The 18,399-nt window shown below is 64.0% G+C and carries 20 protein-coding genes; 1 reads left to right on the forward strand and 19 read right to left on the reverse strand.

The window, feature by feature from the left end:
* Positions 1-11: 11 nt before the first annotated feature.
* The gene (gene flhA / locus VF716_RS01255) at positions 12-2,132 is read right to left on the reverse strand and encodes a flagellar biosynthesis protein FlhA (RefSeq protein ID WP_125872502.1); all 2,121 of its coding nucleotides are present in this window, start codon (positions 2,130-2,132) and stop codon (positions 12-14) included.
* Between the two features lie 218 nt (positions 2,133-2,350).
* On the opposite strand from flhA, the gene sodC reads away from it, so the two are divergent.
* On the forward strand, positions 2,351-2,872 hold the full coding sequence (gene sodC / locus VF716_RS01260) for a superoxide dismutase family protein (protein ID WP_011913684.1): 522 nt from the start codon (positions 2,351-2,353) through the stop codon (positions 2,870-2,872).
* Positions 2,873-2,911: 39 nt separating this feature from the next.
* Here the strand turns inward: sodC and flhB are convergent, their stop codons facing one another.
* The 18 genes from flhB to fliE form a co-directional block, all read right to left on the reverse strand.
* Positions 2,912-4,048, reverse strand: a complete 1,137-nt coding sequence (flhB, locus tag VF716_RS01265; RefSeq protein WP_125865515.1) for a flagellar biosynthesis protein FlhB — start codon at positions 4,046-4,048, stop codon at positions 2,912-2,914.
* A 33-nt stretch (positions 4,049-4,081) separates the two neighbouring features.
* Complete coding sequence (gene fliR, locus VF716_RS01270) at positions 4,082-4,858, reverse strand: flagellar biosynthetic protein FliR (RefSeq protein WP_011913686.1); 777 nt, start codon at positions 4,856-4,858, stop codon at positions 4,082-4,084.
* A 4-nt stretch (positions 4,859-4,862) separates the two neighbouring features.
* Positions 4,863-5,132 carry a flagellar biosynthesis protein FliQ gene (gene fliQ, locus VF716_RS01275; RefSeq protein WP_011913687.1) on the reverse strand — a complete coding sequence of 90 codons (270 nt, stop codon included), beginning with the start codon at positions 5,130-5,132 and terminating at the stop codon, positions 4,863-4,865.
* A 12-nt stretch (positions 5,133-5,144) separates the two neighbouring features.
* Positions 5,145-5,921 (reverse strand): flagellar type III secretion system pore protein FliP, encoded by a 777-nt coding sequence (gene fliP, locus VF716_RS01280; protein ID WP_013983223.1) that lies wholly within the window; start codon positions 5,919-5,921, stop codon positions 5,145-5,147.
* The gene (gene fliO / locus VF716_RS01285) at positions 5,921-6,340 is read right to left on the reverse strand and encodes a flagellar biosynthetic protein FliO (RefSeq protein WP_017243980.1); all 420 of its coding nucleotides are present in this window, start codon (positions 6,338-6,340) and stop codon (positions 5,921-5,923) included. Before fliO ends, fliP begins: the two co-directional genes overlap by 1 nt.
* Position 6,341: 1 nt before the next feature.
* Positions 6,342-6,824, reverse strand: a complete 483-nt coding sequence (gene fliN, locus VF716_RS01290) for a flagellar motor switch protein FliN (RefSeq protein ID WP_013983225.1) — start codon at positions 6,822-6,824, stop codon at positions 6,342-6,344.
* Positions 6,825-6,864: 40 nt separating this feature from the next.
* Entirely contained in the window at positions 6,865-7,836 is a 972-nt protein-coding gene (gene fliM, locus VF716_RS01295; RefSeq protein ID WP_013983226.1) for a flagellar motor switch protein FliM, read from the reverse strand.
* Between the two features lie 13 nt (positions 7,837-7,849).
* Complete coding sequence (gene fliL / locus VF716_RS01300; RefSeq protein ID WP_011913692.1) at positions 7,850-8,383, reverse strand: flagellar basal body-associated protein FliL; 534 nt, start codon at positions 8,381-8,383, stop codon at positions 7,850-7,852.
* 246 nt (positions 8,384-8,629) lie between these two features.
* A complete protein-coding gene (locus VF716_RS01305; protein WP_440551404.1) occupies positions 8,630-9,859 on the reverse strand; it encodes a flagellar hook-length control protein FliK in 1,230 nt (409 codons plus the stop codon).
* Positions 9,860-10,018: 159 nt separating this feature from the next.
* The gene (locus VF716_RS01310) at positions 10,019-10,369 is read right to left on the reverse strand and encodes an Hpt domain-containing protein (RefSeq protein WP_125882013.1); all 351 of its coding nucleotides are present in this window, start codon (positions 10,367-10,369) and stop codon (positions 10,019-10,021) included.
* 27 nt (positions 10,370-10,396) lie between these two features.
* Positions 10,397-12,088, reverse strand: coding sequence for an ATP-binding SpoIIE family protein phosphatase (locus tag VF716_RS01315; RefSeq protein WP_185749480.1), 1,692 nt, complete (start codon positions 12,086-12,088; stop codon positions 10,397-10,399).
* Between the two features lies 1 nt (position 12,089).
* On the reverse strand, positions 12,090-12,395 hold the full coding sequence (locus tag VF716_RS01320; protein ID WP_011913696.1) for an STAS domain-containing protein: 306 nt from the start codon (positions 12,393-12,395) through the stop codon (positions 12,090-12,092).
* A 262-nt stretch (positions 12,396-12,657) separates the two neighbouring features.
* Positions 12,658-13,110 (reverse strand): flagellar export protein FliJ, encoded by a 453-nt coding sequence (gene fliJ, locus VF716_RS01325; protein ID WP_011913697.1) that lies wholly within the window; start codon positions 13,108-13,110, stop codon positions 12,658-12,660.
* Positions 13,111-13,113: 3 nt separating this feature from the next.
* Positions 13,114-14,472, reverse strand: coding sequence for a flagellar protein export ATPase FliI (fliI, locus tag VF716_RS01330; protein WP_041755571.1), 1,359 nt, complete (start codon positions 14,470-14,472; stop codon positions 13,114-13,116).
* Positions 14,462-15,238 carry a flagellar assembly protein FliH gene (gene fliH, locus VF716_RS01335; protein ID WP_011913699.1) on the reverse strand — a complete coding sequence of 259 codons (777 nt, stop codon included), beginning with the start codon at positions 15,236-15,238 and terminating at the stop codon, positions 14,462-14,464. Before fliH ends, fliI begins: the two co-directional genes overlap by 11 nt.
* A gap of 19 nt (positions 15,239-15,257) precedes the next feature.
* Positions 15,258-16,274 carry a flagellar motor switch protein FliG gene (gene fliG / locus VF716_RS01340; RefSeq protein WP_011913700.1) on the reverse strand — a complete coding sequence of 339 codons (1,017 nt, stop codon included), beginning with the start codon at positions 16,272-16,274 and terminating at the stop codon, positions 15,258-15,260.
* Positions 16,267-18,051 (reverse strand): flagellar basal-body MS-ring/collar protein FliF, encoded by a 1,785-nt coding sequence (gene fliF / locus VF716_RS01345; protein WP_049326201.1) that lies wholly within the window; start codon positions 18,049-18,051, stop codon positions 16,267-16,269. The genes fliG and fliF overlap by 8 nt, the downstream gene beginning before the upstream one ends.
* A gap of 13 nt (positions 18,052-18,064) precedes the next feature.
* Positions 18,065-18,394: a flagellar hook-basal body complex protein FliE gene (gene fliE, locus VF716_RS01350; RefSeq protein ID WP_011913702.1), complete on the reverse strand. Its 330-nt coding sequence runs from the start codon at positions 18,392-18,394 to the stop codon at positions 18,065-18,067.
* Positions 18,395-18,399: the final 5 nt, after the last annotated feature.

Consider the following 18,399-nt stretch of genomic DNA (forward strand, 5'->3'; position numbering starts at 1 on the left):
TGCACCCTCGGTTAATTCTGGCCCACCGTCGAGACGATGGTGACCTGCTTGTTGTCCGGTATTTCCTGGTAGGCCAGAACATGGATGTTCGGCACCGCCAGACGCGCAAATCGCGACAGCATCGCCCTGATCGGGCCGGCCACCAGCAGAATCGCTGGCTTGCCGAGCATTTCTTGACGCTGTGCCGCTTCTACCAGGGACCGTTGCAGCTTTTCGGCCATTCCGGGCTCGAGCAAAATGCCGTCGTCGGAGCCCTGATTGGCCTTCTGCAAGCTATTGAGCAAGATCTGTTCCAACCGGGGCTCGAGGGTGATCACAGGGAGCTCCGGCTCTAGTCCCACAATGTTTTGCACGATTGCACGCGACAGCGCGACACGGACTGCGGCCACCATTGCGGCGGGATCTTGACTCTTGGCGGCCACGTTAGCGATGGCCTCGGCGATGGTGCGGATGTCGCGTATCGGCACCTGCTCCTGCAGCAGCGCCTGCAGCACCTTGAGCAGCGTCGAAAGCGACACCATGCCCGGCGCCAGCTCCTCGGCCAGCTTGGGCGAACTCTTGGCCAGCAGCTGCAGCAGCTGCTGGACCTCTTCATGCCCGAGCAGCTCATGGGCATGCTTGTGCAGAATCTGGTTGAGGTGCGTGGCGATGACGGTACTCGCATCCACCACGGTATAGCCGAGCGACTGCGCCTGGTCGCGCTGGCTCGCTTCGATCCAGACAGCCTCAAGCCCGAATGCCGGATCCTTGGCGGAGATACCGTTGAGCGGACCGAACACGTGCCCCGGGTTGATCGCCAGCTCGCGATCCGGGTAGACCTCGGCTTCGGCCAGGCTCACGCCCATCAGCGTCAGTCGATAGGCGTTGGGCAGCAGGTCGAGGTTGTCGCGGATATGCACCGACGGCATGAGAAAGCCCAGATCCTGCGAAAGCTTCTTGCGCACGCCCTTGATGCGCGCCAACAGCTGGCCACCCTGGTTGCGATCCACCAGCGGAATCAGGCGATAACCCACTTCCAGACCGACCATGTCCACCGGAGTCACGTCGTCCCAGCCAAGCTCCTTGGTCTCGGCCGCGCGCTGGGCCGGCAACATCTCCTGCTGCTTCTGCACTTCCTGCTCGGTCTTCTTGACCGCCTGCTTCTGCCGATGCCAGATCCAGTAGGCGCCAGCGGCGGCAGCCGCCCCGAGACTCAGAAAGGAGAAATGCGGCATGCCCGGCACCAGGCCCATGGCAATCATGATCGCCGCCGACACCGCCAGCGCCTTGGGCGAGGCGAACATCTGCCGCTGCACCTGCTGTCCCATGTCCTCCGAACTGGTGACGCGGGTCACCATGATGGCTGCTGCGGTGGACAGCAGAAGGGAAGGAATCTGTGCGACCAGACCATCACCAATGGTCAGCAATGCATAGACCTGGCCTGCCTCACTGAAGCTCATCTGGTGCTGCGCGATACCGATGGCGATACCACCGATCAGGTTGATGAACAGAATCAGCAGGCCGGCGATCGCATCACCGCGGACGAATTTCGAAGCACCGTCCATGGAGCCGTAGAAGTCGGCCTCCGAGGAAACCTCGCTGCGGCGCTTCTTGGCTTCTTCCTGGTCGATCAGGCCGGCGTTGAGGTCGGCGTCGATCGCCATCTGCTTGCCGGGCATGGCATCCAGAGTGAAGCGTGCGCTGACCTCGGAGATGCGCCCGGCGCCCTTGGTCACCACGACGAAGTTGATGATCATGAGGATGGCGAACACCACCACACCGACCACGTAGTTGCCGCCGATCACCACATTGCCGAATGCCTCGATCACATGACCAGCCGCGCTGCCGCCGTCATGACCGTGAATGAGTACCACGCGCGTAGACGCCACGTTCAACGCCAGACGCAGCAGGGTCGCCACCAGCAGTACCGTGGGGAACACCGCGAAATCCAGCGGGCGCAGCGCATAGACACTCACCAGCAGCACGACGATCGACAGTGCGATGTTGAAGGTGAACAGCACGTCCAGCAGGAACGGCGGTACCGACAGCATCATCATGCCCATCATCACGAGCAACAGCAGCGGTACGCCGAGATTGCCACGCCCCGCGCCTGCCAGGCCGTTGCGAATATTGATGAGTTGCGTGCGATCCACAGAAACCCCGGAATACAGAACGAATTCTTGACGCGACATGCGTCCCGACCGGGTTATAGCAAGAAGGGGTCCAACTTCGCGGTCGCGCTGCGGTCCGCGCCAGCGGCCGGCCCGGCGGTCGTAGGGCGAAGGCGCAGTCAGCCGAACGCGACCGCCAACTGACAGTCACACTAGCAACCGGCGACAGCCCGTCGCCGTTCGTGCAAAGGAGCTTTCAGATGAAACAGTGGATCATCGCCGCGCTGGCCGGCTGCACCGCCCTCGCCGCCCAGGCGGAAACCCTGAGCGTCAAGGTCAACGCCGTCACCGCCCAGGGCATTGGCGAATCCGTGGGCAGCGTAAAGATCGAGAGCAGCGAGTACGGCCTGGTGTTTCGCCCCGAGCTGACCGGGCTGCAGGCCGGCCTGCACGGCTTTCATATCCACGCCAAAGGCAGCTGCGAGCCGGCCGAGGTAGACGGCAAGCCGACTGCCGCCGGTGCCGCCGCCGGCCACTGGGATCCGAAGAACACCGGCAAGCATGGCGAGCCCTGGGGTGATGGCCACATGGGCGACCTGCCAGCGCTCTACGTAGACAGCGACGGCAAGGCCAGCCAGCCGGTACTGGCGCCGCGCCTGAAGAGCCTGGGTGACATCAAGGGCCTGGCGCTGATGGTCCATCAGGGCGGCGACAATCACTCCGACCATCCGCAGCCCCTGGGCGGTGGCGGCGCACGTGTCGCCTGCGGCGTAATCGAATAAGCGCAGTGGCCGGGCGACGCCGCCAGTCGCCTGGCCGGATCACTCGTCGCGACGCAGGTCGGGCGGAATCGGCAGATTGTTCAACGGGTCGGGGCGGCGTCCCTTGCCCGAGCGGTACTGACGCAACTGATAGACGTACGCCAGCACCTGCGCCACCGCCAGGTAGAGACCAGCCGGGATTTCCTGGTCCAGTTCGGTGGAGTAATACACCGCCCGCGCCAGCGCCGGCGATTCCAGCACCGTCACCTTGTGCTCCTGGGCGATCTCACGAATCTTCAGCGCCACGAAGTCGCCACCCTTGGCCACTAGCCGCGGTGCACCGCCCTTGTCGCCGTCGTATTTCAGCGCGACGGCGAAGTGCGTCGGGTTGGTGATCACCACGTCGGCCTCGGGCACCGCCTGCATCATGCGCCGCTGCGCAGCCTCGCGCTGCAGCTGGCGAATCCGCGACTTGACCTCAGGCTTGCCCTCGGAATCCTTGTATTCGTCCTTGACCTCCTGCTTGGTCATCATCAGCTTCTGCTTGTTGTCCCAAAGCTGGAACGGCACGTCCACCGCCGCGATGATGATCAGCCCGCAGGCCATCCACAGGGCGCACCAGCCGACGATCTCGACGCTGTGCATGATGGCCAGGTCCAGCGGCTGCTTGGCGATGGACAGCAGGTCATCCTGATACGCCGACAGCACCAGCAGCGCAACGCCGAGCACGACGAGGAACTTGCCCAGCGCCTTGAGCAGCTCCACCAGCGCCTTGGTGGAGAACATCCGCTTGAGGCCGGCGGCCGGGTTCATCCGGCTGACCTTGGGCGCCATCGCCTTGGCCGAAAACAGCCAGCCACCCAGCGCTACCGGGCCGACGATCGACGCGATCAGCAGCGCGATCAACAGCGGCATGATCGCCTCCAGCGCCATCAGCCCGCTGCCCATCAACAGGTGCACCATGGCGCCCTCGTCCAGCAGCGTTTCCCGGCTGAGTTCGAAGGTGCCCTGCATCATCGCCATCAGGGTTTGCGCCAGGCCGCCACCGGACGCCAGCAGCCCGCCGATGCCGCCCAACGTCACCGCTACCGTACTGAGTTCGCGGGAACGCGCCAGCTGCCCTTTCTCGCGGGATTCGCGCAGGCGTTTCTCTGTGGGTTCCTCGCTTTTGTCGGCGCCGCTTTCGCTCTCAGCCATGAGCGACCTCCGTCAGGTGCAGGGCACGGCTCATCAGCGCGCACCCGCCAGCTCGCGCAGCATCATCAGCGCCTCGCTGACGAATATCTGGTACTGCGCGAAGATATCGGCCATGCCGATCCAGACGATGATCAGACCGAGCACCAGGGTCAGCGGAAAACCGATGGAGAAGATATTCAGTTGCGGCGCGGCCCGGGTCATCAGACCGAACGCCAGGTTAACCACCAGCAGCGCGGTGATCGCCGGCAGCACCAGCAGCAACCCGGCGCCCAGCACCCAGCCCAGCTTGCCCGCCACTTCCCAGAAGTGATTGGTCGACAGACCTCCCCCCACCGGCAGGGTGACGAAGCTCTCGGCGAGGATCTCCAGCACCACCAGATGACCGTTGACCGAGAGGAACAGCAGGATCACCAGCATGTTGAAGAACTGGCCGAGCACCGGCACCGAGATGCCGTTGGCCGGGTCGACCATGGAGGCGAAGCCCAGGCCCATCTGCATGGCGAGCAGCTGACCCGAGACGATGAAGACATGGAAGAACAGCTGCAGGACGAAACCGAACATCACGCCGATCAGCAGCTGTTCGGCGATCAGCAGCAGCGAAGCCAGGCTCAGGGATTCGACCACCGGCATCGGCGGTAGGGTCGGCACCAGAACCAGGGCGATGGCCAGCGCCAGATACAACCGTACGCGCACCGGCACCAGCTGGGTGCCGATCAGCGGCATGCTCATCAGCAACGCGGCGATGCGAAACAGCGGCAGGAGGAACTGCCCTACCCAGCCGCCGATCTGCGCATTGCTCAGCTCAAGCACGCGCCTACCCGATCAACAACGGAATGTTGTGCACGAGGTTCTGGGTGTACTCCATCAGCTCGCGCACCAGCCACGGGCCGGCCCAGATCAGCGTCAACAGCATGACGAGCAGGCGCGGCAGAAAGCTCAGGGTCTGCTCGTTGATCTGCGTCGCCGCCTGGAACATCGCCACCACCAGACCGACCAGCAGGCTGGGCACCACCAGCACGCCGACGATCATCGCGGTCATCCAGAGGCCTTCACGAAACAGGTCCACCGCCACTTCTGGAGTCATCTGCGTCCTTCCCTAAAGCGTGCCGAAGCTGCCGGCCAGGGTGCCGATGATCAGCCCCCAGCCGTCCACCAGCACGAACAGCATGATCTTGAACGGCAGCGAGATGATCAGCGGCGACAGCATCATCATGCCCATCGCCATCAGCACGCTGGCCACCACCATGTCGATGATCAGGAACGGAATGAAGATCATGAAACCGATCTGGAACGCTGTTTTCAGCTCGGAGGTCACGAACGCCGGGACCAGGATGGTCATCGGTGCGGCTTCCGGCGAGGCGATGTCGGTGCGCTGCGACAGCCGCACGAATAGCTCCAGGTCGCTCTCGCGGGTCTGCGCCAGCATGAAGTTCTTCAGCGGTACTTCGGCGCGGGCGATCGCCTCCTGTGCCGGAATCTGCTCGCTCAGATAGGGCTGCAGCGCGTCCTGGTTAATCCGGTCGAACACCGGCGCCATGATGAACAGCGTGAGGAACAGCGTCAGGCCGATGAGGATCTGGTTCGACGGCGTCTGTTGCAGCCCCAGCGCCTGACGCAGGATCGAGAAGACGATGATGATCCGGGTGAAGCTGGTCATCAGCATGACGAACGCCGGGATGAAGCTTAGCGCCGTCATGATCAGCAGGATCTGCAGACTGACCGAATACTCCTGCTGCCCCTCGGCATCGGTGGTCAGGGTGATCGCCGGGATCGACAGCGGATTGTTGCCCTGCGCCAGGATGCCGGAAGGCTCCTGCGCCATGGCCAGAGGGCCGACCAGCATCAGCGTGGCCAGCAGCAGAATGCGCAACATCAAGGCTTGTCCTTGTGATCCTTGCCGAGCAGCTCCATCAGACGCTGGGCGAATTCAGGGTTGGCCGGCTCGGCATCCGGCAGGTGCACCGGCTCGCGCATCACATGCAGCGGCGTGATGCGCCCGCCACTCAGGCCGACGAGAATCTGCTCACCACCGACCTGCACCAGCACCAGCCGCTCACGCGGCCCCAGCGCCTGACTGGAGACCAGCTTGATCACCTGGGCGCCACGCGGATTGAGCTGCTGTACACGGCGCAGCAGCCAGGCCAGCAGGAAGATCAGACCGATCACCAGCAGCAGGCCGAGCAACAGCTTGCTCAGCTGCGCGCCCATGCTCGCGCTGCTCATGCTCGTTGCCGGCTCCGCCGCCCACACCGGAAGCGCCACGAGCGCGGCCAGAATTGCCAGGCCACGCATGTCAGCGCAACTTCTTGATGCGTTCGGTGGGGCTGATCACATCGGTCAGCCGGATACCGAACTTCTCGTTGACCACCACCACTTCGCCGTGGGCGATCAGCGTCCCATTGACCAGTACGTCCAGTGGCTCGCCGGCCAGTCGATCGAGCTCCACCACCGAGCCCTGATTGAGCTGCAGCAGATTGCGGATGCTGATCTCGGTACTGCCGACCTCCATCGAAATCGATACGGGAATGTCGAGGATGACGTCCAGGTTCGGGCCGTCCAGCCCCAGCTGCATACCATTGGATTTCGGCGCACTGGCAAAATCCTCCAGCGGCGCGCGCGGCGCCGCGGGTGCGGCGGGCGCCGCCGCTGCCGGCCCTTGGTTGAGCAGCGCATCGATATCGTCCTGGGAGGCATCGCCCGCCTCGGCCAGGGCCGCTGCCCACTCGTCGGCCAGCGCCTGTTCCTCGGGAGATGTAGTGTCGCGTTCGTCTGCCATCGCTAATCCTCGATCGGCTCGAATTGAGTAAAGGGCTGGTTCAGCGTGGGCGAACCACGGGTTCCAGCACCTGCAATGCCAGGTTGCCCTTGTGGGCACCCAGCTTGACCTTGAAGGCCGGCATGCCATTGGCGCGCATGATCATGTCTTCCGGCATTTCCACGGGAATCACATCGCCGGGCTGCATGTTGAGAATGTCGCGCAGCTTGAGCTGGCGGCGCACAACCGTCGCGCCCAGCGGAACATTGACGTCCAGGATGTCCTCGCGCAGAGCCTTGACCCAGCGCTCGTCCTGGTCGCTGACATCGGACTGGAAACCGGCATCGAGCATCTCGCGGATCGGCTCGATCATCGAATAGGGCATGGTCACGTGCAGATCACCGCCGCCACTGTCCAGCTCGATGTGGAAGGTGGACACCACCACCACCTCGCTGGGGCTGACGATGTTGGCCAGCGCCGGGTTCACCTCCGAGTTGACGTACTCGAAGTTGACGTCCAGCACCGCGTGCCAGGCTTCCTTCAGATCGGCAAAGGCCTGATCCAGCACCATGCGCACGACGCGCAGCTCGGTCGGGGTGAACTCGCGGCCCTCGATCTTGGCGTGGCGCCCGTCACCTCCGAAGAAATTGTCCACCAGCTTGAATACCAGCTTGGCGTCGAGGATGAACAATGCCGTGCCACGCAGCGGCTTCATCTTCACCAGGTTGAGGCTGGTCGGCACGTACAGCGAATGCACGTACTCGCCGAACTTCATCACCTGGACGCCGCCCACCGAGACATCGGCCGAGCGGCGCAACAGGTTGAACATGCTGATGCGGGTATAACGGGCGAAACGCTCGTTGATCATCTCCAGCGTGGGCATGCGCCCGCGCACGATACGGTCCTGACTGGTCAGGTCGTAGCTCTTGATGGACCCCGGCTCGGAATCGCTTTCGGTATCCACCAGACCGTCGTCGACCCCGTGCAGGAGCGCATCGATCTCGTCTTGCGAGAGCAGGTCTTGAACAGCCATCTGCGGCAGCCTTCTATTGCAATACGAAGTTGGTGAAAAGCACTTGCTCGATGGCAAGCTTGCCAATTTCCTTCTGCGCCAGCTCCTGCACGCTGGCAGTCGCCTGCTGACGCAGCATCTCCTTGCCTACCGGCGTTTTCAACGCCTCGAAATCCTGGCTGGACAGCAGCATGACCAGACGATTGCGCAACAGCGGCATGTGCACCTTGAGCGCATCCAGTGCCGCCTGATCACGCGACATCAAAGCGATGCTCACCTGCATGTAGCGCTGCCGCCCCTTGTGGTTGAAGTTGACCACGAACGCCGGCATGAGCACCTCGTAGATGGCCGGCTGCTTGCCGGAAACGGTAGTCGCCGCCTCCTGCGTCTTGCTGCCTTCCAGATCGTCGCCCTTGCTCATGAAGTACAGGGTGCCGCCCACGGAAAGTCCTACGGCCACCAACATGGCGACCACGATCAGGATGATGAGTTTCAGTCGCCCCTTGCCCGCTGGCGCCGCATCCGGCCCGGTGGGCGGCACCGCTGCGGGAGCCTGTTTCTTTGCCATGCCAAATATCCGTCATCAACAGCGTTTCGTTGTGGGTTTTGCGAGTTCGGAGCAACAGCTGTGCCAACGTCCTTTCACCGGCACGGCTACGGGCGCCAGCCAAATGCGGCTCGGACAAGGTATCAGGAAATCGAAGACGACAACCTCTGCGCCGGGCCCGGGACAGCGACAAGCACGACGGGCGGCGACAGGCCGGCGCCAGCCTCGAGGCTGCGCCGGCGTCGGAAGATATTGGCGGGGGGCGCCTTAGGCGTAGTAATCCACCAGGCCACGATCGCCCGTGGCCCGGTTGCTGGCGATCTCGCTGACACCGACCTGCAGTTCTTCTTCGTCCTCTGCCGAAGCTCCGCCGCGGGACGAACCACCCTCGCCACCGCCCTGCCAGCCGCGGGCCAGGGACTGATCGGAGACGTTGACATCCATCAGGCTCATGCCCTGCTGGGTGAACATTTCGCGCAAGCGCTGCATCTGGCCTTCAAGGGCGTCACGCACACCGGCATGAGGGCTGAGGAATGTCACCTGGGCCTGATCCTTGGTCAGATCGATCCGCACTTCCATGCGACCAAGCTCAGCCGGATCGAGCTGGATCTCGGCGGACTTCAAGTTCTGACTGGACAGCCACATCACCCGATCCACCACTGCCTCGCTCCAGCCGGCCTGCTGCATCTGCACCGGCTGGCCAGGAACCAGCGCCGGTCGCTGCGGCTGCTGGACCTGCTGGGCGATGGCCTGGCTCAACGGGTTCAGGCGAGCCGCAGCTGGCTCTGCGGAACTCGAGCTGCGGCTCTCCTTCGGCCCCTCGAGGCTTTCCAGAAGCTCCTTGGTTGCCAGCTCCAGCTCTGGCTCTTCAGGCGTATCGGCGGACTGGCCGGCCAATAGACTGGCGAAACCGTCATCCACTTCGGCCTTTGCCTGAGCGTCCACGAGCGGGTTCTGTGGTTGTGCCTGGACGGCCTTCGGCAGCGCGCTCGACGCTTCGTCCAGCGTCGGCAGCCCCGCAGAGAGTGTCTCCTCCATCGTCTGATCGATGGCGGCAGCAATCGGCGGCTGCGCGACCGGCAAGCCGGACAGAAGCGTCTCACCGCCTGCATCCGTCGCCGGCTGTACGTCTTCCGCGGCCACCAACTGGGCGCCCAGACCGAGCAGCAGCAATGGGTCGAGCTCGCTGTCGGGCGCCTCGTCCGTCACTGTTTCGGCAGGCAAGGTATTGCCGCTCTCGGCAACCGCCGGCTTTTCGTCACTGGTTGCGCCGGCGGCCTCTTGCCGCCCCTTGTCCTCGACGGACTTGTCACGAGCGCCATCGTTGCGCGCGGGTCGGTCGACCGGCTTGGCCTGGCGCTCCTTGGCGTAGACATCGGAAAAGCTGGCGTTGCCGTTGTCCCGACCGTCGCGCGGCGTATCAGGCGCCTTGGTCGCGGCTTTGGGTCGCGCATCGACGGTCGGGGATTTGAGCAACAGGTCGGGGGAAACGGCCATGAGGAGATTCCGCTACGGATGGATCGTGGCGGGAAACGGAGCAAGTTCCGGGCCAGCGTAGCGATGCCCTGTCGGAACAAGCTGAACCGCGCGCTTGACGGGCAGGTTCGGCCGCATCGCCTGGCCGGCGACGAGCGGCTGCGTCAGAGAATTGGCCGCTCAGCCGTAGCGCTGGCGCTCGGCACGAAACAGGATGCCGATGATGGCGAACTCGCGCTCGATGGACTCGATGAGCGCCGGCGCTCTGACCAGCTGCTCCTCCCGAGCCGCGGTTTCCAGCTCCTGACACAATTCGGCCAGCAGGGTCGCACCCATGTTGCTGCAGCTGCCTTTGAAACTGTGTGCGGCACGGCGCAGCGCCTCGGCCTGGTCAGCCTGACATGCCTGGCGAAGCAGCCGAACCCGCTCTTCGGAATCGGCGAGAAAGGTATCCAGCAGCGCCGGATACTCACTCTCCATTACATCCTGCAGCGTGGCCAGCACGGCGCTGTCGAGATGAGCGTTGGACACCGCGGCACTCCAGTCGAAAGCGGTGGATTATGCCTCAGCCTGCCAGACGAACTCCACGCTCAGCCCGCGCCCGTCCGACTGCCAGTCGAATCCGTCGCTCAGCCGGCGTACCAGATGCAGCCCCCTGCCACTGAAACGATCGGTGCCGAGCTGGACTTGCAGCGCCTTTTTGACATCGAACCCTGCACCGCTGTCGTCGATGCAGATGCGCAGGCGACCGCCTGTGCTGTCGGTCTTGATCGTCAGCTCGAGATGAACATGCCCGTCCACCAGCGACTGCAAGCGTTGCTGGCGCTGCTCGTAGTAACGCTTGAAGCCCTCGGCGTCGCACTTGAGGGACGAGTCCAGCCCCAGCACCCCGTGCTCCAGCGCGTTGGAATACAGCTCGCCCAGCACCGTGTAGATGGCACCGGCACGCGAGCGCAGCTGGTTGACCTGTAACAGGATCTGCAGCAGCGAAGGCAGTGGATTGCCGTTGCGCAGGCTCTCGGCCCGCAGCTCGACGCGGATCGACCAGTCCATTGGCCGGGAGCGATGCGCCGTGGCCGAGACAGTCGGCGGCATAGGGAGCGCGTCCCTGCTCACCACGACCTCGACCAGACTGAGGTCGTCGTGCGGCTGCCCATGGAAATCCAGGAGCGCCTGTTCGATCTCGTCGAACACCGTCGCGGGATCCCGATTGGCTTCCAGGGCGGCCAGCAGCCGCTGCTCACCGAACAGCTCGTCGTCGGCATTGCGGCTCTCCACGACCCCATCGGAAAGCAGCAGAAGCCGATCGCCCGGCGCCACAGGATAGTGTTCGAACTTGTCATCAAGCTTCTCAGCCGAGACGACGCCCAGCGGTAGATGCCGGGAAACCAGCGCGGTACGCCGGCCATCGGCCGAAATCAGGTAGCCATCCGGCAGCCCGCCGTTCCACACGCGCAGGGTGCCCTGCTTGGCGTCGATATCCAGCAGCGTGGCGCAGCAGAACATCTCCACCGGGAGGATCTGTTTGAGCTTGGCATTGATCTCGCGAAGGATGTCGGTGCTGGAATAGCCCTTGGCGGCCATGCCGTAGAAGGTTTCGGCCAGCGGCATCGCGCCGATCGCCGCCGGCAGGCCATGGCCGGTGAAATCGCCGAGCAGCACGAACATCTGCCCAGCCGGCGCGTGGGCCGCCAGCAGCAGATCGCCGTTGAACAGCGCCTGCGGGGACTGCCGGTAGCGGATGTTCGGCGCACTCAGGCAACCGGCGTGAGCGACCTTGTCGAAGATCGCCTTGGCCGCACGATGCTCGTCGAGCAGCTGCTGGTTGCGCCGGGCGATCAGATCGCGCTGCTCGAGCACGGTGGCCTGCAGACGGCGCAGGCGATGCATGGCCTGGATCTTGGCTTCGAGGATGATGGGGTTGTACGGCTTGGCGATAAAGTCGTCACCCCCTGCCTCAAGGCAACTGACCAGCGCCTGATGCTCGGTCAGCGAAGTCAGGAAGATGATCGGCACCAGCTCATCGCCGGCCAACTGTTTGATGCGCCGGGCCGCCTCGAAGCCATCCATCAGCGGCATCAGCGCGTCCATGAGCACCAGCTGCGGCTTCTCGCGCTCGAACAGCTGTACCGCTTCAAGACCATCGGCGGCGGTGAGCACCCGGTGCCCCTGCTTGCCGACGATGGTGGACAGCAGCATCCGATCGACCGGGCTGTCCTCGGCGATGAGGATCGACAGCCGCATGGGCATGTCAGGCGATCACGAACAGTTGTTCGAAGTTGGAAACCGAGAGGATCTTGCGTACGTCCGGGCTGCAGTTCAGCAGGCGGATGTCGGCTTCGTCGCCGCCGGCATGGTCGCGCAACAGCAGCAGCATGCCCAGCGCCGAGCTGTCCATGTAGGTGGTGCCCTGCAGATTGACCACATAACGCTGCGGGCTCACGTCCTGACGCTGGTAGGCGTCGCGGAAGGCCTGATGCGCATTGAAGTCGAAGCGTCCGCTGATGGCTATGGTCAGCTCCTGCCCATCTGCCGAAGGCTGCGAGGTAATGGTCATGTGGCACTCCCTGATCCGGAACATCTCGACGGCCGCTTCGTTGGCAGCCATCGTTGATTATGCGAGTTGGGCAGCCGCACACCGGCTGAAAAGGCAGCGATCCAGGCCAGCGAACTGACAGGGCGGGACCGAACCGCTATTCATAACCCGATCGGCGACCGCCGCGTTGAACGGGTGAAGATTTATCATTCAAGCCTCGGCGCGGCAAGCACGAATCCCGCCGGAGCCGCCTCGTGCTGCCGCGAAACAGAGCCGGTGCCGCTCAGTGTTCCCGTGAACGACCGGCCAGACGCTGGGCGAATTCGTCGAGCAGTTTCTGTTCGCGCTTGTCCGCCGCGATACGGGCTTCGCGCTGATAGCTCTCGATGAGCTTGCTCAGGCCTTCCACCCGCGCGTGCCGCTGGTGCCACTGCTGGCGCACCTTGAGCAGGTTGTCGCGATACCAGTTGACACTACGCTGCTGCTGGCCGATGGCCGACTCGAGCTGGGACAGGAAGCGCTGGTAGTTCATCAGCCACTGGCCGGATACGCCCTGGCTGCCCTGCTGCATCCACTGTTGCTGATAGTCGCGGAAGTACTGCTCGAGTTCGGCCAGCTTGCCCTCGGCCTGCGTCAGCTGGGTCTGTGCCTGCCCCAGCAACCGCGCGGCGTCGCGCTCGGCGCGCTCGGCCATCTCGATGACCGGCGCCAGGCGCGCCGCCCGACTGGCCGCCATCGATTAGCCCGCCTGCCGGGGGGTGAACACCGCAGCCAATTGCGCGGCACTCTGGCTCAGCCCCTCGCTTTCATCGAGCCCCTGACGCAGGTAGCTGACCATTTCGGCCTGCCGTGCAATGGCCATGTCGGTCTCCGGATCGCCACCCGGCACATAGGCGCCGACGCTGATCAGATCGCGGCTCTGCTGGTAACGCGACCAGAGCTGCTTGAAGCGCTGCGAAGCGCGAACGTGCTCGGCGCTTACCACCTGCGGCATCACCCGGCTGATGGAAGCCTCGATGTCGATGGCCGGGTAATGGCCCTCCTCCGCCAGCCGACGCGACAGCACGATATGGCCGTCGAGTACACCGCGCGCGGCATCGGCGATCGGGTCTTGTTGATCGTCGCCCTCGGAGAGCACGGTATAGAACGCGGTGATGGAACCCCCGCCCCGCTCGGCATTGCCGGCGCGCTCGACCAGGCTGGGCAGCTTGGCGAATACCGACGGCGGATAACCCTTGGTTGCCGGCGGCTCGCCGATGGCCAGGGCGATTTCACGCTGGGCCTGGGCGTAGCGGGTCAGTGAGTCCATCAGCAGCAGCACGTTCTTGCCCTTGTCGCGAAAGTACTCGGCGATACGTGTGCAGTATTGCGCGGCGCGCAGACGCATCAGCGGCGCATCGTCGGCCGGCGAGGCGACCACCACCGAGCGCTTGATGCTCTCTTCGCCGAGGATGTTCTCGATGAATTCCTTTACCTCGCGACCACGCTCACCGATCAGCCCGACGACGATGATGTCGGCCTCGGTGAAGCGCGTCATCATGCCCAGCAGCACCGACTTACCGACACCCGTGCCGGCGAACAGCCCGAGTCGCTGGCCGCGCCCGACCGTGAGCAGGCCATTGATGCTGCGGATGCCGACATCCAGCGGTTCGCTGATGGGATGGCGCTTGAGCGGGTTGATCACCGGACCATCCATCGGCACCCAATCCTCGGCGCGCATGCCGCCCTTGCCATCCAGGGCGCGCCCAGCGCCATCGAGCACGCGACCGAGCATGGACATGCCCATGGGCAGGCGTCCGGTGTTGACCAGCGGCACGACCCGCGCCCCTGGCGCGATACCGGCCAGGCTGCCGACCGGCATCAGATACAGCTTGCCGCTGGAGAAGCCCATCACCTCGGCCTCGACCTCGGTCGGGTGATAGCTGTCGTCGTTGATCACCAGGCAACGGCTGCCGACCGCCGCCCGCAGCCCCTCGGCCTCCAGTGTCAGGCCGACCATGCGCAGCAGACGGCCCTCAAGCAGCGGCTGGCTGGGCAGCTTGATCGCCGCTTCATAGGTTTCGAAACGTTTGGCGAAACTGACCCGCTCAAGGCGCATCGGACACGTCCAGATCGACATTCAGGTCGGCAGCCGGCGGATGGGTGGCGTTCTCCCGCTGCTGCTCGAACAGTTGCTTGATGGCCTGGGTCAGGCGCGTTTCGATGCTGGCATCGATACGGCTGTGCTCGGTTTCGATATGGCAGCCGCCTGGCAACAGACTGCTGTCCTCGAGGATGCGCCAGCTTTCCTCGTGGCGTTCGCGCAGCGCCTTGATCAGCTCGAAGTCCTGCGGATTGACGTGAATGCGCACGTTGCTGGCACCCATGGGCAGCAGCTTCAGCGCCTCGCGCAGCACCTGGCGAATCTGGCTGGAGTCGATCAGCAGATCGCGCTGGATCACCTCACGCGCCATGTGGCTGACCAGCGTGACCATGGCATGCTCGAGGTTGCGGTCCTGATCGGCGATCGGTTCGAGCAGCTGCTCCATCAGCCGCTCCAGGCTCTGCAGCCGCGGCGCCAGAGACGCCTCGGCCTCCTGCCGGGCCTTGAGCTGGCCCGCATGGAAGCCATCCTTCTCGCCAGTGGCGAAGCCTTCGTTATAGGCCTGCTGGCGAATCGCCTCGAGTTCATCGAGCGTCAGCGGTTTGACTTCCTCGACCGGCACGTCCTCGCTACGCGCCAACTCTTCGACCGTTTCCTCCACGCTGGGCGCTGACGGCAGCTCCTCTTCCTCGCCCTGCGGGTCGAAACTGGGCAGCGACCAGCGATCGAACAGGCTGACGTCTTTCGCGCGAATGAGGTCGCTGGGGTTGTCCTTCGCCATGTGTGAGGTGTTGTCCTGGTTAGATCATCTCTTCGCCGCCCTTGGAGCCCAGGACAATTTCCCCGGCCTCGGCCATGCGACGAGCGATGGTGAGAATTTCCTTCTGGGCATTTTCCACGTCGCTGACACGTACCGGCCCTTTGGCCTCCAGATCGTCGCGCAGCAGCTCACCGGCGCGCTTGGACATGTTCTTGAAGACCTTCTCCTTGATGCCGTCGTCGGCGCCTTTGAGCGCCATCACCAGCACGTCGGAGGATACCTCACGCAGCAGCACCTGGATGCCACGGTCGTCGACCTCGGCGAGATTGTCGAAGACGAACATCAGGTCTTCGATCTGGCTAGACAGGTCCTCGTCCACCTCGCGGATGGCGTCCATGAGCTGACCTTCGATGGAGCTGTCCAGGTAGTTCATGATGTCGGCCGCCCGCTTCACGCCGCCCAGGCTGGCGCGGCTGGTATTGGTGCTGCCGGAGAACTGCTTCTCCAGGATCAGGTTCAATTCCTTCAGGGCGGCGGGCTGCACGGTATTCAACGAAGACACGCGCAGCACGATGTCCAGGCGCACCTTGTGGTCGAAGTGGGACAGCACCTCGCCGGCCTGATCCGGATCGAGATAGGCCACCACGATGGCCTGGATCTGTGGATGCTCGTAGCGGATCACATCGGCCACGGCGCGCGGCTCCATCCACTTCAGGCTGTCCAGACCGCTGGTGTTGCCGCCCAGCAGGATACGATCGATCAGGCCGCCGGCCTTGTCCTCGCCCAGTGCCTGGGTGAGCATCTTGCGGATGTAGCCGTCGGAGCCAACGCCCAGACTGGTCTGGTCGCCGACGATCTCGACGAACTCGCTCATCACCTGCTCGATCTGTGCCTTCTGCACGTTGCGCATCTGCGCCATGGCCGTACCGACGCGCTGGACCTCTTTCGGACCGAGGTGGCGCAGCACCTGCGCCGCATCGGTCTCGCCCAGCGAGAGCAGCAGGATGGCAGCCTTGTCGACCTTGTTGAGCTTGGCTGGAACTCGATTGTCACTCATCGGCGTTGATCCACTCTTTCACCACCTGGGCTACCCGTCCCGGGTCATCGGCCACCAGGTTCTTGATCGCGTTCAGCTGGGCTTCATATCCCTCGCTGGGGCTTGGCAGCAGGATGTTCTGCGGACCGCTCAGGCTGACCCTGTCGTTGGTCAGGCCGCCATCCAGACCTTCGTCCTCGCCCAGTTCACCGGGCATGCCGGCCACCTGCAGTTCTTTACCGGCGTTCGGATTGGTCAGGCTCTTGAGCACCGGGCGCAGTACACCGAACACCAGGACCAGGATGAACAGCACGCCGAGCACCTGCTTGACGACATCCCAGAACCAGGGCTGCGAGTAGAACGGAATCTCCTCGAAGGTTTCACCGAAGCTGTCGGCGACGAAGGCGGTATTGATCACGCTGACGCTGTCGCCGCGGCTGGCGTCGAAGCCAACGGCGTCCTGTACCAGCCGGGTGAAGCGCGCCAGATCGTCGGCATTCCACGGCACGCGCACCATCTCGCCAGCCGCATTGAGCGACATCTGGTCGTCGACTACCACCGCCACCGACAGGCGGCGCAGGCGGCCATGCTGCTGCTTGGTGTAGCTGATGGAACGGTCGAGCTCGTAATTGCGCGTGGCCTGCTCGCGCTTGTCTGCCGGGAACGGCGCCAGCATCGGCTGGCCGGTCACCGGGTCCATGATCTGTTGACCGTTGGCGTCCACCAGCGGTTGGCCGGGCGCCACGGCACCGGCGGCCGCAGCGGCCTGATTGGCCTGCTCGGGAGCCGAAGCCGGGCCCGGCGGCTGGTTGCTCAGGGCACCCGGCACACCTTGCGGCGGCAGGCTGCTCTGGCGCTGTTCATTGACGCTCTGCTCGCTGCGCAGCGCCGGCTGGTCCGGGTTGAAGGTCTCCGAGGTGGATTCAACCGCGCTGAAATCCACATCCGCCGAGACTTCCGCCTTGTAGCGGCCACTGCCAAGCACCGGCTGCAGGATATTGTGCACACGCTGGGTATAGAGGCTTTCCATGCGGCGGCTGTAGTCGAACTGCTTGCCCGCCATGCTCAGCTCGGTCAGCTCCTGTTGGTCGGAGAGCAGGTTGCCCTTCTGGTCGACCACGGTGATCTGCGACTTGTTCAGCTCCGGCACGCTGGTGGCAACCAGGTTGATGATGGCCATCACCTGGCTCGGCTCCAGCGCTCGCCCTGGATAGAGTTCCACCAGAACCGAAGCGCTGGGCTTGCGCTCGTCGCGCACGAATACCGAGCTTTTCGGAATCGCCAGGTGCACACGAGCACCCTTGACGTTGTTCAGGCTGGAAATGGTACGACCCAGCTCACCCTCGAGGCCACGGCGATAACGGGTCGCCTCCATGAACTGGCTGGTGCCGAGGCCCTGATCCTTGTCCAGAATCTCGAAACCGATGTTGCTGTCGGCCGGTGCGATGCCGGCGCCTGCGAGCTTCAGGCGGGCACGCGCCAGATCATTGGCCTTGACCAGCAGGGCACCGGAATTGGGTTCGACGGTATAGGCGATGTCCGCGGCAGCGAGGGTTTCCATCACCTGATTGGCATCCATTCCCGCCAGGCTGCCGAGCAGCGGGCGGTAATCGGGTTGCTGCGACCAGAGCACCACGGCAAAACCCATCGCCACGCTGGCCGCCAGCCCGACCAACAGGCCGATCTGCCGCAGCATGGACATTTCCGAAAGGTTTTCCAGGAACGACAGGCCCAGCAAGGGCTTCTTGCCACCCTCGGGGGTTGCCGGCACCGGAACGTTGCTCACCGCTTCAGCCATGATTCAATCCGCCTCACACCGGCATCTGCATGATGTCTTGGTAAGCCTGAACCAGCTTGTTGCGCACCTGGGTCATGGCTTGAAAGGAAACGCTGGCCTTCTGCGAGGCGATCATCACTTCGGTCAGGTCGACGCCGCCCTGCCCCATCTCGAAGGCAGAGGCGAGCTGGCTCGAAACCTGCTGGGTTTCGTGCACCTTGTTCACCGCCTGGCCAAGCATGTCGGAAAAGCTCGGCGCGCCGACCTCCTGGGTCTGGACCTCCGGCTTGGAACGCGCCATGGCATCGGTCTGCATGGCCCGCATTTCCAGCATCAAGCGATTGAATTGAACGCCCTGACTCATCTAAT

This window comes from Stutzerimonas sp. Brlt_14 (assembly GCF_051948915.1).
GTDB classification, from domain to species: domain Bacteria; phylum Pseudomonadota; class Gammaproteobacteria; order Pseudomonadales; family Pseudomonadaceae; genus Stutzerimonas; species Stutzerimonas stutzeri.